11 protein-coding genes are annotated in these 14,028 nt (G+C 44.4%); 2 read left to right on the forward strand and 9 right to left on the reverse strand.

Annotated features, from left to right (window positions below):
- The 4 genes from OZ401_RS22800 to OZ401_RS22815 all read right to left on the reverse strand — a co-directional run bounded on the left by OZ401_RS22800 (position 1) and on the right by OZ401_RS22815 (position 4,317).
- Entirely contained in the window at positions 1-1,473 is a 1,473-nt protein-coding gene (locus OZ401_RS22800; protein ID WP_341470831.1) for an MFS transporter, read from the reverse strand.
- A 31-nt stretch (positions 1,474-1,504) separates the two neighbouring features.
- Positions 1,505-2,581: a M24 family metallopeptidase gene (locus OZ401_RS22805; protein ID WP_341470832.1), complete on the reverse strand. Its 1,077-nt coding sequence runs from the start codon at positions 2,579-2,581 to the stop codon at positions 1,505-1,507.
- Positions 2,582-2,628: 47 nt separating this feature from the next.
- Complete coding sequence (locus tag OZ401_RS22810; protein WP_341470833.1) at positions 2,629-3,342, reverse strand: tetratricopeptide repeat protein; 714 nt, start codon at positions 3,340-3,342, stop codon at positions 2,629-2,631.
- Positions 3,343-3,450: 108 nt separating this feature from the next.
- A complete protein-coding gene (locus tag OZ401_RS22815) occupies positions 3,451-4,317 on the reverse strand; it encodes a lipoate--protein ligase family protein (protein ID WP_341470834.1) in 867 nt (288 codons plus the stop codon).
- A gap of 215 nt (positions 4,318-4,532) precedes the next feature.
- On the opposite strand from OZ401_RS22815, the gene OZ401_RS22820 reads away from it, so the two are divergent.
- Positions 4,533-6,131, forward strand: coding sequence for an LCP family protein (locus OZ401_RS22820; protein ID WP_341470835.1), 1,599 nt, complete (start codon positions 4,533-4,535; stop codon positions 6,129-6,131).
- A 116-nt stretch (positions 6,132-6,247) separates the two neighbouring features.
- On the opposite strand, the gene ppsA is transcribed toward OZ401_RS22820, so the two are convergent.
- Positions 6,248-8,863, reverse strand: coding sequence for a phosphoenolpyruvate synthase (ppsA, locus tag OZ401_RS22825; protein ID WP_341470836.1), 2,616 nt, complete (start codon positions 8,861-8,863; stop codon positions 6,248-6,250).
- A gap of 88 nt (positions 8,864-8,951) precedes the next feature.
- Positions 8,952-10,229 carry a WD40 repeat domain-containing protein gene (locus OZ401_RS22830; protein WP_341470837.1) on the reverse strand — a complete coding sequence of 426 codons (1,278 nt, stop codon included), beginning with the start codon at positions 10,227-10,229 and terminating at the stop codon, positions 8,952-8,954.
- A 164-nt stretch (positions 10,230-10,393) separates the two neighbouring features.
- On the opposite strand from OZ401_RS22830, the gene OZ401_RS22835 reads away from it, so the two are divergent.
- Positions 10,394-10,954, forward strand: coding sequence for a tetratricopeptide repeat protein (locus tag OZ401_RS22835; RefSeq protein WP_341470838.1), 561 nt, complete (start codon positions 10,394-10,396; stop codon positions 10,952-10,954).
- 258 nt (positions 10,955-11,212) lie between these two features.
- On the opposite strand, the gene OZ401_RS22840 is transcribed toward OZ401_RS22835, so the two are convergent.
- The 3 genes from OZ401_RS22840 to OZ401_RS22850 all read right to left on the reverse strand — a co-directional run bounded on the left by OZ401_RS22840 (position 11,213) and on the right by OZ401_RS22850 (position 14,007).
- Complete coding sequence (locus tag OZ401_RS22840; protein WP_341470839.1) at positions 11,213-11,437, reverse strand: hypothetical protein; 225 nt, start codon at positions 11,435-11,437, stop codon at positions 11,213-11,215.
- Positions 11,438-11,716: 279 nt separating this feature from the next.
- A complete protein-coding gene (locus OZ401_RS22845; protein WP_341470840.1) occupies positions 11,717-12,169 on the reverse strand; it encodes a hypothetical protein in 453 nt (150 codons plus the stop codon).
- Positions 12,170-12,294: 125 nt separating this feature from the next.
- Positions 12,295-14,007, reverse strand: coding sequence for an MFS transporter (locus OZ401_RS22850; protein WP_341470841.1), 1,713 nt, complete (start codon positions 14,005-14,007; stop codon positions 12,295-12,297).
- Positions 14,008-14,028 lie beyond the last annotated feature (21 nt).

Below are 14,028 nucleotides of genomic sequence, written 5' to 3' on the forward strand. Positions count from 1 at the left end.
TTAATGCATCCCGGTTTTAATCAGATCGTGTTTATGCGAGCGCATGTAGAGGACACTCCACAGCGAGATAAAGCCAAGAATTGCGGAGTAGAGCATCAATCCATAGAAACCGCCAGCATCAACAAAAATACTGCCTAGCAAAGTTCCTAACAACTGCCCGATACCCAGTAAAACCGAATATAAGCCCATTACTGCGCCACGTTTACCGGGCATTGTTTCGGATATTGCGCCCAAGTGAGTCAAAGAGGAGGGCGTGAAGCCGCTCAACACCATTATTCCTAGCAAGGCTATCGGAATCATGCTAAATACCAGCGTCTTGCCATTGCTTGAGAGAGTTGCAGGATTATCAGCCGCGCTATTTATAATGCAGAAAGCTATAATTGCGACTAACAGCCCGCTCAAGCCGATTAACATTACGGTGGTGCGCCTAAAGCGTGGTAATACGAAAGTCCATAAACCCATGCCAATCAGGAAAAACAAACCAAAAACGCCAACCAACGCGGTGGCTTCGCTTTGTCCAAACCCTCCGTACAGGAGTTGATCGGGATGGCGTTTATCCGCATCCTGTCCGGCAAGCAGGAAATTATAATTATGTATAACGCTGCCAATAAAATGTATTACTCTAGGCGAACTTTGCGGGAAAGAAGCGGGTTCAAAAGCGCGATTAGCATTCGGGGTTGGGTATGCCAGCATAATAGTTATCAGGCTAATCCACGCGCCTACCATCATATTTACCGAAAGCCACGCCGGCATAAAAGTAAAAACTTGCTTTTCGCGGATAACATCGAGGCTTGCAAATAGAGAGCCATGATTACTACTTTGTTCTTCCCGTGATAGGCTTTCTTGCATAAAGAAGAATATAGTCAGGAAACAAAGCGCCTGTAGCCCAATCACTACAAAAAATCCGGCTGTCCCTAAAAAGTGGCTAACCTGCCCACCGAAAGGAATTGCCAGCGCAAGACCACCCACCGTAGCGATTTCAAACCCAGTCATAACACGGGCGCGCAATTTGTCCGCGCCAATAGTGGCATCCGTTAGGTATCCGAGGTTAGCGGGGGTATTAAGGGCGGTTGCCGCGCCTTCTAGCAAGCGTCCTGCCATTATCAGCAATAGCAAGGTTATCAACTCCAAATTGAATTGCTCGGCGTTAGGACGAGGGAATAAGAATGAGGCAATTGCCATCAATAGCGCCGCCAACGCCCCAACTATCGGGGCATATAGCATGTAGGGTTTGCGCCCATGGCGATCAGAAAGTGCACCCACGATAGGGGCAAGCAATAGTTCACTTACGTAGAAAGCTTCGATTACGATTACTACCAAAGCAGCAGATTCAAAGTTCTTACCGAGGTAAAAGCCAAGCACTACGAAACTTGTACGGCTGGCAATGCGTAAAAGCAATACTGAAAAAATACTGGCAATAATTGAAAGCCGATTTACCAGCAGCTTCTCTTTAGTATCTTTATGAACAATCATTTAAAACCCTTACCGCAGTGGTTTAAGTTGGCTACAGGCAAATTAATTCTTTGGGAGAGCGCGGCAATACTTCTGCGCCCGCTGCTGTAACCAGCAAATCATCTTCTATTCTTACGCCACCCCAATTACTATAATACAAACCGGGTTCTACTGTCACCACCATTCCCGGTTCGAGGGGGGTAGTATCTAGCGTGGATAGGAAGGGGGCTTCATGTACTTCTCGTCCGAGGCTATGCCCAAGGCTGTGCAAGAAATAATCCAGTTCCCCGGCTTTCTCCAATATTTGGCGAGAAACAGCATCCACTTCTTTGCAGATTGCGCCCGGTTTTACCGCTTCTACTCCCGCCAATTGTGCCGCAAGTACCAACTGATAAATTTCACGTTGGCGCGAGTCTGGTTCACCTACAAAGATAGTGCGGGTAATATCTGAATTATAGCCCTCAAAATGCGCTCCAAAATCAATGGTGACAAATTCGCCCTGCTGTATTACCTTCTCGCTGGCACGACCATGCGGTAAGGCGCTGCGCCAACCACTTGCCACGATAGTGTCAAAGGCGTTGCGCTCTGCTCCCAAACGGCGCATTGTAAATTCCAGTTCGATAGCCACATCACGCTCGGTGATTCCCGGCTTGATAAAGCCTAGAATATGCTCAAAAGCGTCATCGGCAATCGCTACCGCTTTTTTAATTAACGCCACCTCTTGCGGGTCTTTGCAACGCCGCAATTTGGAAATATCTCCGCTAGTGGGTATCCAATTAATGCCGGGTAATTTTTCAGTCCAGCTTTTATATTCTGCAAAGGTAAGCTGCTCTGCTTCAAACCCCATACGTTCGATGCCTATGCGCTTGATTTCAGCCGCGACATTTTCTTCGTAAGGGCGTTGAATGCGGATTACGTTCCAGCCTTGCGCCTGCGCGGTTGCCTGTTCGGTATAGCGTCCGTCAGTAAACAAAACTGCTTCTGTAGCAGTAATTAGCAAAAAACCGTAGCTGCCGGTAAAGCCGCTCAAATATGCCCGATTTTCCGGTTTGGTTACAAAGACAGCCTCAAGGTTGCCATTATTTTGTGACAGGTACTCACGTACTCGGCTTAAACGTTCGCTGGTCATAATTCACCTTTTATATTTGTACTACCAAAAAAGTCTAAGTAAAGCTGCTATTTGGTCGCAGTTGGAGTAGGCTTGACACGCACCTTCCCCTGTTTAATATCATCAATCATAGTCTGCGCCAATTTGGAAGCCTCAGTATTAGGCGAGAGGGTTAATACCTTTTCCAGATATGGCACTGCCTGCGGTGGGTCGCTAAGATATAGGGTTGTACCCAACCATATCAACGCCGACACGTTATTTTGATCTTCACTCAGGACAGTACGAAAGGCTTGCTCAGCTTGTTTTAGTCGCTGCGTTTGGAGATAGGCAGTGCCGAGACTGACATAGGCTACGTGGCGATCATCAACAGAAACTTTGTCGGGCGAAGTATTAGCAACATTTACGGATAGTTCAAACGCCGATATTGCGGCGGGATAGTCCTTTTTGCAATCTTGGTTATAAGTACCCCAATCCATCAAGGTGACAAAATCATTTGAATTTTGGCGAAGCGCTTGCCTCAAACGATTCTCTTCTACTGGGTCGGTACAACTTTGATTGGCGATGTCTGTCGCTGAAGGAATAGCAGAGTTCTGATGGACAAAGGCAAAAATACTACCCGCGCCTACACTTAACGCAAGTAAGCCTAGCATTATATAGCGTAAAATACGCGGTGCAGGGGCTGAACTTTGTTTTGAGACGGAGGGGGTTTTTACTTGGTTCCGCTCTTCAGTTCCAATTTCAGAATCAACTTGTGATTGCCGCTTTTCGGTTGAATTATCCATAGCAGTGGTATTATAACTTTCTTGTGGGCGAATTTGTAAATATATATACTTTACAGTATGTTAACATCAGGTCGTTGAAGCGTCAACGCTAGCTAAGTAAAGGTATGATTAATGAAAAATGGGAGATGGTCGCTGACGGGTCATATTCCAAGTCAGGTTGTTGTATTTCTCAGTTACCAACCTTGTAGCAAGCTCACTTTCAGATGACGTAACTGTATCTTCTAGCAGATTTACTTCCAACCCCTTCGCAAATCCGCTTATAAATGCCTTCTCAATTTCCTCAAAGGCAATTTCACTTCCCAATATCTGACTGATACTGATCAATCGTGCGCCAACCTGCTCAATCGCCTCGGTTCTATTCAAGCGAGGCGGCGGCTTCAAGGCGGTAAAGAGCCTTTCCATATCAACTGAAACCAATATTGTGCCTTGCTGTAACATGCTATCGCCGCGCCGAGCTTGTGCGCTCCCGATTACTTTTCGCCCCTGATAGGTCACCTCATAGGCGCTTGGTGCGTCAAAACAAGCGGCGGTATTGGCAACTACTTTAGCATTTTCTTTTCCGGCAAGGCTGGCTTCAATCCCCAAATTTTTTAACCCTATCAATAGGGCATTGCTAATGCGGCGATATGATTCAAGGATTCCGCCTGCAATTCCCGGTTCATCTCCGGCGGCGATTACGCTATAGGTTAGCTCACTACTTTCATGTAGAATTGCGCGTCCCCCTGTTGGTCTTCTGACCCAATCAAGCGCGAGGGCTTTGCAACCGTCAAAATCCACCTCACGCTCGGCACGTTGCGCATAGCCTAGCGAGAGACAAGCCGGTTGCCAGCTATAAAACCTGATAATCGGCAGCGGTTTCTCATTATTCTGATGTTGTGCAAGGTAGTTTTCGAGTAAAGCCTCATCCAACGCCATATTCCAAGCGCCGGAGTTATGCCCACTTCTGATAAGTCTCCAATTATTTTTGTTACCCATAGGTTTAATTATAGTAATATTTCCCAAATTTGTATGCAATAAAGTGTATCTCATGCTACTATAATAATATTGTCGCTTTAAAGATATAGCTTACACTGCATACTGGTAACGAGGCTATAGTGGTAGTGGGAAGAAGAACGAGAATATGGTTGATCAAGTTTTATAGGCTAAAATTTATCAAATTAATAGCCAGAATGAAGAGCGATTTTTAAAAAATGAAAAAAAATCCTAACTTGCAAGACAAGAATGGTGCCCGCAAGAAAGGTTTGTCTATCTGGGTATGGATAGCAGGTTCTCTCCTAATTGTGTTATTGGGTATCGGTATTTACGGCTTTACTCGTTTTAACAGTTTTAAGGATGATACTTTTGGTGGTCGGGATGAAGTTTCTCTACTGAATACCACATCTACTTCTTCAAATCTCACATCCGGCACAACAACTTCCTTAACCCCTATTTCCGCTCCGGCGACAGTTTCAATAGTAACAACCTTGCCGCCTACTGCTACTCCAGAACCGGCTGACCCTATTGTACAGAAAATAAGGCGGGGCGAAAAAGTAAGTCTTATGATACTTGGCTATGGCGGTGGTGGTCACGATGGCGGCTATCTCACCGATACTATACTTCAGGTGATTTTTGACCCGGCGAAAAAAGCCGTCACAATGGTCAGTATTCCGCGTGATTTGTGGGTTTTCGTACCCTATGGCGGCACAAAAACGGGCTATTGGGGCAAAGTTAACTCAGCTTTTTCCTATATTATGGAAAATAACGATACCAAAGGGCTTTCCAGCCGCTATCGTTATAATTCTGAGAACTTTAATTCACGGGTGGATGCTGCCTCTATTCTCACCAAAGATATTATTGAAAATATTACGGGTGTGCCGGTTGACTACTGGGCAGTAGTGAGTTTTGACGGTTTCAGGCAATTTATAAATGCTATCGGTGGTGTTTATCTAAATGTTGAAAAGACCTTCGATGATTACGAATATCCTCGCAATGATGACCCAAGCATTGACCCCGGTTATATGCATATCCACTTTGATGCTGGTTGGCAAACCTTGAACGGTGAACGCGCGATTGAGTATTCGCGTAGCCGTCACTCTTTGCAGGATGGCAACGATTTTGGACGTAGCAAACGGCAGATGAATGTTATTCAGGCTGTAAAGGATAAAGTTACAAAACCGGATATTTTGCTCAAAGCCTTGCCGATTATGGATGCTTTGCAGGGGAAAGTACGCACCAGCCTTAGTTTTGATCGGGTTACTGCGCTGGCAAGTTATTTCCGTTCTTCGGAAGGCTCTAGCCTGACCAGCGGGGTGTATTTTGTACCGATGGTTCTGAGCAATACGAATTACTTGACCGACTCGAATTCAGACCCAAGTATTTATTACCTAGAGCCGATTGAAGGTGAAGGGAATTACAAGGCGATTCAGGAGTGGATTCGTAATGCACTGCTATATCCTGAGCTTAAACGTGAAAATCTGACCTTACAGGTGCAAAATGCTACCGGTTTATCCAAACCGGGCGTTACTGCTTCAACCCTATTAAAGGAGCAAGGTCTTACCGTTTTGGAACCACAATGGGCTACTTCCCAACTCTTTACGCAGATTGTGGATTATACAAACGGAAAAGGCGCTGCCAGTTTGAAAGCCTTGCGCAATGTCTTTCCGACTGTACCGATAACGCAAAGAGACATTCCTTATAAGGGTTACACCGGACCGGATGTAGTGATAGTGTTGGGCAAAGACTATAGCAAGGATAACAGCTTTGACATCATCACTAACACAGATTTATATTCTCCATCCATAAAAAATTAGCGGGTATAACACAGGGATTACAGACAAGGGGCTTATGCCCCTTACCTGAAAACTATTTACGGATTTATTTCTCAACTGAAGCGGCGCTACTAATTATATTTGCACGTATTCAGCAATTATAATATTTCGATATACCCTTCTGTGCCATGCACGCGAATTCGTTGCCCATCTTTTATCAGTTTGGTAGCATTTTCTACTCCGACAACTGCCGGTAAGCCATATTCACGCGCGATAACTGCTCCATGGGTCATCAGTCCCCCCACTTCGGTGACTAGTCCTTTTATGGATACAAACAAGGGTGTCCAGCTAGGGTCAGTAAAGGAGGTGACTAATATATCGCCATCTTCCATGTCAGCATCTTCCATGTTTAAGATGACACGTGCGCGTCCCTCTATAACTCCTGAAGAAACAGGCAGACCTACAAGTGCGTCGGCTGGCAGATTTTCTCGTTTGTATTCACCCACAATGATTTCACCATCAGATGTGATAACACGGGGGGGAGTTAGTTTTTCATATAACTTGTACTCGTCTTTTCGCTGGCTGATGATCTGGTAATCCAGTTTATTTGTGCGTACCACCTCATGAAGTTCTTCAAAAGTGAGATAGTAGATATCTTCTTTTTCATGTATAACTTTGGCTTGTACGAGTTGTTCGGCTTGTTTCAGTAAAGCCTGCTTATAAACGAAATAGCGATTAACCATGCCGTATTTTGGATATTCACGATAACCGATGAAATTCCTGATTAGGCTAATAACTCGTTTTGTCTCTCTGGCTTTTCGTTTACCATTCGGTACTTGTTGCAATCGGGCTAATAACTCTTGTTCTTTTTTCAAAGCTTCCTGCCGCCCTTGCTCAAATTTCCGATTGCTGGCATTTGGCTCAAAGTTTTTAATGTTATTAAGAATAAGTGGGACAAGTGTACTTGGTTTTTCGCTCCAACGAGTTCTCGTAATATCGATTTCTCCGGCACAGCGCATGCCGTATTTGCTGAGATAAGCATAGATAGCGTCTTGGGCTTCTTTTCCACCATCAAACTTAACCAGTTCATCCAAAAAGTTAGAAGCTTTTACATGTTGTAAATAATCAATTACTTCTGGATAAGGACGAATCACATCGGCGACATCCAATAACGCCAGCCCCATTTCCGAAGTAATATTGTTTGGTACAGCTTGAGAAAGCGTATCTGCTACGTTTTTTTCACCTAACCACTGGTTCATTTTTTCATTGATCCAGGCTGAAGCTTCCATAGCAGTCATAAACACCCCCGAACTTTGTGGGTCAAATAATATCTTCTTTAATTGCGGGATATCTTCTAGGATAAAATCAAATAAATCCGCTCCTGCTTTCGTTTGGATGGTTTGTTTTAACTGTTCTATTGATGTTTGGTTACGCTTGATCAAATCAGAAACGATTGTCGGATCGTTTTCGATTCGCGCTTGAAAACCCCAAGACGACCTAGCTTTATTGCTTTTACTGGGACTCGGTACTTTATTATCATCTGGTGACAATTTGATAAAATCTTCTCGCGCTATTATGGTCATAAGTGCATCTTTAAAGAGCGGATCGGACTTTCCCAGCACATTTACCAAAAAGTTTCGCCCGTCAGACGAAGCCAACTGCTGTGTAATATCAACAAATAACCTTCCGCCAGCTTTAAACATGGGTCGGGCAGCGGTTAACTGCCATAAAGATAATCCCAATGGTCTGATGGGGTCGGTCATCATTTGTTGGTGACCAACCGATATATAGACGTGATTTTCTTGATCATTCGCTTCAGGAATGGGGAATAACGTAGTGATTGGTCGGCTCTGGACAATATAAAATGTATCATCCACCAAACACCATTCGATATCTTGTGGGCGACCAAAATGTTCTTCGATTTGTCTGCCTATGCGTGCTAGCTGTAAAATTTGTGCGTCAGTAAGGGTTTGAGTCTTTTGCTGCTCAGGCGCGATCTGCTGTGTCTCTGTTCCGCCCTCTTTTAGTCCATAGATAGCCAGCTTCTTGGTAGATATTTTCTTATCAATAACCTTGCCGTTGCGTACTTTATAGCTATCAGCATTAACCAGACCAGAGACTATAGCTTCTCCAAGTCCAAAACTAGCATTGATTGATAGCAGCTTTCGGTTAGAAGTAATCGGATCAGCGGTAAATAAAATCCCAGAAGCCTGTGGGAAAACCATCTTTTGAACGATAACGGCTAAATAAACTTTACGGTGGTCAAAGCTGTTTTGTATTCGGTAGATTACCGCACGCTCGGTAAATAGGGAAGCCCAACATTTGCTGATATGCTGCAAGATTGCTTCTTTTCCGATGATATTTAAATAGGTGTCTTGTTGACCAGCAAAAGAGGCATGGGGTAAATCTTCTGCGGTGGCGCTGGAGCGTACCGCATAGGCAGTTTTTTCATCAAACCTAGAAAGGTAGTGAGTGATTTCTTCATTAAGGTCTTGAGGAATAGCTATCCCTTCGATGATTCTGCGAATCTCACCGCTAAGTTCAGCTATTTTATTTCGGTCTTCCACCTTTAGAAGCGATAACTGATTGAGTAATTCGTTAACTGACGAGGTTTCCCCAATGATTCTTTTAAAGGCTTCAGTAGAAATACAAAAGCCATCCGGTACGTGTATTCCTTCAATCTTGGAAAGTTCCCCTAGGTTCGCGCCTTTACCACCCACAACCATGAGGTGTGTTTTGTTGATGTCCTGAAAACCAAGCACATAGAAACTCATACGATTCCCTCCTTTGGCAATTCCTTCTTTGCTAATTTTGATGATATCGTAGAGGTTACCCGGTTTCTATTTCACGTCCGTTTTTATGCTAAGCTATTTGCCAGAAACGCAAGGTGCCATCATCTCCCCCTGCTATTAGTACCCCTGCACTACCCCATGACAGCGTATTTATCGGCTTGTTGCCGGTATTTATCTCGAATAAAAATTGCCCGGTTATGGCGTTCCATAAACTGATTCTTCCCGATGCTGGCACATTGGCGGTAGCAAGCCATTTTGAATCGGGTGAGAAAGCAACACGCTTGCCTAGCTTTAATTGATCACGCGGAATACTTAGCGAATCTTCGTATTGCGCTTTACCCAGTAATTTGCTAACCGACAAAGAGGTTTGGGTCGGGGCTTCAAAACGCGCCATTTTGAAATCTTCAGCGGTAACAGCCAGCATTTTGCCATCCGCCGACCATGCCACGCCTTGCGGTTTTTCGCTTGTAACTCGCACCGCCCCAGCCGCAGTATAACTAAGCCCGTTTGCCAATTGATGCACTTTTAAATACTCGTCTGCAATTAGCTTGCCATCGGGCGACCAAGCAAAGAACCCGGCGTAATCGGCGTTAAAGCTATACAACTGAGTGTAATATTCGCTATCCCAGATAACCAGTGTGCCTTCGTTACCTAATCCGGCGATATATTTACCATCGGGGGAAAAGCTCACTTCTACTTGCTCTCCGAAGTTAACCGATGAGGCATCCGGTCTTAATCTGGCTGCGCCCGGACGCAAGCGATTGTCAATACTATCCCAACGCCACATATTGGTGATGCCGTGAAACCCGCCTGCCACAAGCTTACGCCCGTCTGCCGCCCAACTCAGCGAAGCTGCGCCCCGCTCATCTGGGTCAGAGGCGTTTATATAATATATCTGGAATTTGCCGCTTGCCACTTCCATTAGCCATATTTGGTAGCGACTCGAAAATGCCAACCATTTACGGTCATACGATAAAGCGGCGGCAGTAATACCACCCGGTACACCGGAAAATTGCCCGATACTGATGGCTTTGGAAGGAGTCGAAATCGGCGCAGCTATATTGCTAAAAGCCGGAATTTTCCCGTTTAATGATGGTGATGGGGCAGGAGTAGGGGTTGGCGCAACCTCATCCTCATTTGACTGGGAGAACTCAATTGGCACAGTCGGTTGGGCTGCCTCAGTCGCGGCTAAGGCAGCAATAATTGTAGCTTGCGCGGCTACATCAGGCGTGCCGGAAGGAGTAGTTTTGTTTATAGGAATAGTCGGGGAATTATCTCCACACGCTATTAAGAGTATGGAAAGCATAATGCCAACTAGTAATTTAGGTACTAATTTATATACATTCATTGGTAACTATCTCTTAAGCTGCCTACAATTTTTTTGATTATACCATCAACTTTAGACCGAGTTGTAATATTATTGCAATACTGCTGCAATTATCACTTAATATTAAGTTGTTACTCTGTATACAGAAGAACAAACCTTTCAATATAAAGAAAGAAAGGCAGCATATGTATACAGTAGTCACAGTTGACCCGAAAATAGCAATAAACACATTATTAAAACATGGATTAGCCAAAGCGCGAATGGGTGACAAGGAAAGCGCGCGAGCTTGTTTTGAACAGGTGTACGAGGTAGAACCTGAAAATGAAATTGCTTTGTTCGGACTAGCTTACTTTGCTTCCAACCCTTTTGATGCTAAAGATTATCTTAAGCAATTGCTGGTGAAGAACCCAGAAAATAAAACTGCTAGGATATTTTACAATAAAGTTTACTTTCGCTGTCTAGAGCTTGAGGTCATTCTTAAGAATTCAGCGCTTTTAAATAAATGGACGAGTGGTAGTGATAATGATAAAGAAGCTCTTCCGCGCTTAGGTACTTACCTAATAAAAAAGAGATATATAAACGAGGAACAACTTGTTACCGCTCTGAAATTCCAAAAGTATCTGACCAATTGCAGCATTAAAGAAAAGATTGGGCAGGTGTTTGTCTCACTAGGGTTAATCAGCCAAGAGAAGTTGGAAGAGGTACTTACCGACCTAAAGCTTGAGTTTAACAGTCGTTTCATCTGAACTAAGCCTTAAGATCTAGAAACTAGTTCAACTGATTACCAAATTGAAATTAATCCTTTTTCAAATGGTAATATGATAAATATCGCAGTATTATATAATCATCTACAGTAAAATTATTTGAAGATAGACTGATTCCAATCAAAGAAAAAGGGCTGACGAGCATGGCCGTCTCCCTTTACCAAGTTTCTATAAACTCTGTAGAAACACTGTAAAGTCCCTACCGCAGATGGTAGGGCTTTATTAGTTTATATCGGAAATTTAATCTGCGGCGACTGCTTCACGCTCAGGGCATGGTATCGCGATGCACTCATCGAGGGTACGGCTGCAACCGCTGCATTGGGTTTGGCTGAGATACATTTGCGCTTCGTTAACTGCTTCTTCCCACTTGGCGGTTAACTCCCTATCGCCCTTTACCTGCCCGCTTGCTTCTTTAAGGCATACTACCAAATTTTGAATATATTTGCCTGATTCTCTGTTTATCATTGCCTTTACTCCTTGAATAACATTACTTCTACCCCTTATCGTATTTTGATTCTATCCGGCGAAAGTAAATAACTGGGTAAAAAAGGTGGAAATCTGGTAAACAAGGACATAGCAATAGTATGGGAAAAAAAAACATTGCTGCGATGAGGGGTCACCGATGTTTTTACTTGTCAAGAGGGTCGTATCAAAACTAAACAATCTTTTTTTTAGACAAACCAAAATTACCCTAATTGAAATTAAGGTTATAACTTGTTATTAGTGACTGAATCTTACCCCGTCTTAATCGCTAATTAACCGCAGACCGGTCTGGGGCTGGTTCTTTGGGCGGCGAAAGGTGCCAGCGCACAAGGTTGACCAGACTTCAAGACGTTGCTGCAACAACTGGGAAATATGTTGAAACAAGGCTTGCAAGGGTTTAATATCGGCACGTTCTAGCCGTTTGTACACCGCTTCATCGCTGATAGGAAAGCGGTGGATAATGCCAGAGTTTACCCAGATACAGCATGCGCCACAGAGATAATTGTTGGGAAAAGCTCCGCAAGACACACACCAACAAACCAAACCATAAGCACAGATGGGGTATGATGGCGGGGCGTCCTCTTCTTTCGCTACGCTCAGGTTCAGGGGCAAATGAGCAGAGCGCGGTTTGGAGGAAAGTCTCGATGTCAGTAAGGAGTGGTTCGAGCGCAGGGTCAGGCTTTGCACCTTCGGATTGCAGGTTAGGCAAGGCATAATCCTTTCTTTCTAAAGCAAACCATAGAAATTGGAAAGATTATGCCAAATTCCCCCACCCCTTGCAACGACTTTATCCATTCCTTTTTAGAACATTCGTATTTGTTGGTCTAAATGATCCTTATTTATGCCCCTGAATGCGCTGTTGGAGTTGCTTCAGGATTCGCATTTTTTATATGGCGTGCGAATGAAGCGGGTATCACCCCTATTAGGATAAAGATACCACCTAGCAACCATGTATAACGGAAGGCATCAACGCTGGCTTTATTGAACTCATTGCCAATTTTGGTGTTCAAAACTGCAAGCTGCGGTTGTATTGCTTCCATTCCCGGCATTCCTTTCGACATTGTTACCAAGTCAAAGGCTTGGGATTTACCGCTTTGCATGCTCGACCCCTGTGCACCCATATTTCCCAGTTGTTGTACTATCATAGTGCGTGCAACTTCCGGTATCGTGGTATCGCTGCGAACTATTTCTACTACTCTTGCCTTTGCGTCAATCATGTTGTCCTTGACTTGTCCGGTAAAGAAACTGATCATAATTGCTACACCAAGCGCAAAGCCGATTTGACGGAAGGTATTGAACACCCCACTTCCCACTCCCGCTTTGGCATGAGGCACTTCTGATAGTACGATGTTTGAGAAGGTCATGAAACTTGTTCCAAGTCCGATACCTACCAGCACACCGCGCCAGATAACTTGAATATATTCCGAGTTGTAATCCAAGCTAAAGAAGCTCAATAAACCTACACCCGATACTATTAACCCTCCCATTGCGACATATCGCAGGTTGGCTTTGCGGCTGAACATCCCAAATACGCCGGAGGTAATGAAGCCTGCAATCGGCATTGGTAAGAGCGCGTAGGCGGCTTCAAGCTCGTTGTAGCCTCTGGAGGTGATGAAGTATAGCACCAGCATTAACATACCGGCTTGAATACCGATACCAAAAAGGAACATTGCAAAATTGGAGGCAACGAAGCTGCGTATTCTGAAAAGGCTAAAATCAATAATTGGGTGTTTTTCCTTTAATTCGACAATGATAAAGATTGTCATTGACAGCACTGAGACGGCAAAAAACCCAATAATCCCGGCTGAACCCCACCCCCAGCTATTGCCGTTAATGATTGCCAATACCAAACAGAGTAGAGAGCTGCTGAGCAAAAGCATACCCGGCAAATCAATTGCACTGGATGTATTGGGGTCGCGGTTTTCCGGTACATTGCGCCACACCATAAACAGCGCCACTATACACACCGGGATATTGACAAAGAATATAGAGCGCCAATCATAATTATCTACCAAGAAGCCGCCAATAATTGGTCCTAACGCCATCGCCATACCGGTTATTGCTCCCCATATACCGATAGCTGCACCACGTTTTTCGGGTGGGAACACAATGGTGATAATAGCGAGGCTTATAGGGTTTAAGGCTGCCGCACCGATGCCTTGTACTGCCCGGAAGCCAATCAGCCACTCAATGCTGGGCGCAACCGCGCATAGCAATGAACCGATTGTGAACAGTACCATACCGCTCATGAAAACTCGTTTGCGTCCGAATTGGTCGGCAAGCCTGCCCATTGTCACCAACAGCACTGCGAAAACGAGATTATAGGCATTTAATACCCAACTTGTAGTTGTGGTATCCGATTTTAGATCAGCAGAGATAGCGTTGTAAGCGATATTTACGATTGTTCCATCCAGCAACGCCATAAATAGCCCCATTACCAGTGAAACCAATACTAACCAAGGGTTAATTGGTCTGCCGTCTGGAAAGTGCATAACCGACTGATTTTGCGGTTCGGTAGTTGTTACAGTTTTATGCTTATTTTCAACCTGCATTTTAGCTCTCCTGCATTTGTT

The organism is Candidatus Chlorohelix allophototropha (assembly GCF_030389965.1).
GTDB lineage: Bacteria > Chloroflexota > Chloroflexia > Chloroheliales > Chloroheliaceae > Chlorohelix > Chlorohelix allophototropha.

Excerpts from the sequence above, each read along its gene's own strand:
- OZ401_RS22840 (WP_341470839.1), bottom strand. The coding sequence starts at position 11,437 with ATGATAAACAGAGAATCAGGCAAATATATTCAAAATTTGGTAGTATGC.
- ppsA (WP_341470836.1), bottom strand. The coding sequence starts at position 8,863 with ATGAGTTTCTATGTGCTTGGTTTTCAGGACATCAACAAAACACACCTC.
- OZ401_RS22815 (WP_341470834.1), bottom strand. The coding sequence starts at position 4,317 with ATGGGTAACAAAAATAATTGGAGACTTATCAGAAGTGGGCATAACTCC.
- OZ401_RS22830 (WP_341470837.1), bottom strand. The coding sequence starts at position 10,229 with ATGAATGTATATAAATTAGTACCTAAATTACTAGTTGGCATTATGCTT.
- OZ401_RS22800 (WP_341470831.1), bottom strand. The coding sequence starts at position 1,473 with ATGATTGTTCATAAAGATACTAAAGAGAAGCTGCTGGTAAATCGGCTT.
- OZ401_RS22810 (WP_341470833.1), bottom strand. The coding sequence starts at position 3,342 with ATGGATAATTCAACCGAAAAGCGGCAATCACAAGTTGATTCTGAAATT.
- OZ401_RS22820 (WP_341470835.1), top strand. The coding sequence starts at position 4,533 with ATGAAAAAAAATCCTAACTTGCAAGACAAGAATGGTGCCCGCAAGAAA.
- OZ401_RS22805 (WP_341470832.1), bottom strand. The coding sequence starts at position 2,581 with ATGACCAGCGAACGTTTAAGCCGAGTACGTGAGTACCTGTCACAAAAT.
- OZ401_RS22835 (WP_341470838.1), top strand. The coding sequence starts at position 10,394 with ATGTATACAGTAGTCACAGTTGACCCGAAAATAGCAATAAACACATTA.
- OZ401_RS22845 (WP_341470840.1), bottom strand. The coding sequence starts at position 12,169 with ATGCCTTGCCTAACCTGCAATCCGAAGGTGCAAAGCCTGACCCTGCGC.
- OZ401_RS22850 (WP_341470841.1), bottom strand. The coding sequence starts at position 14,007 with ATGCAGGTTGAAAATAAGCATAAAACTGTAACAACTACCGAACCGCAA.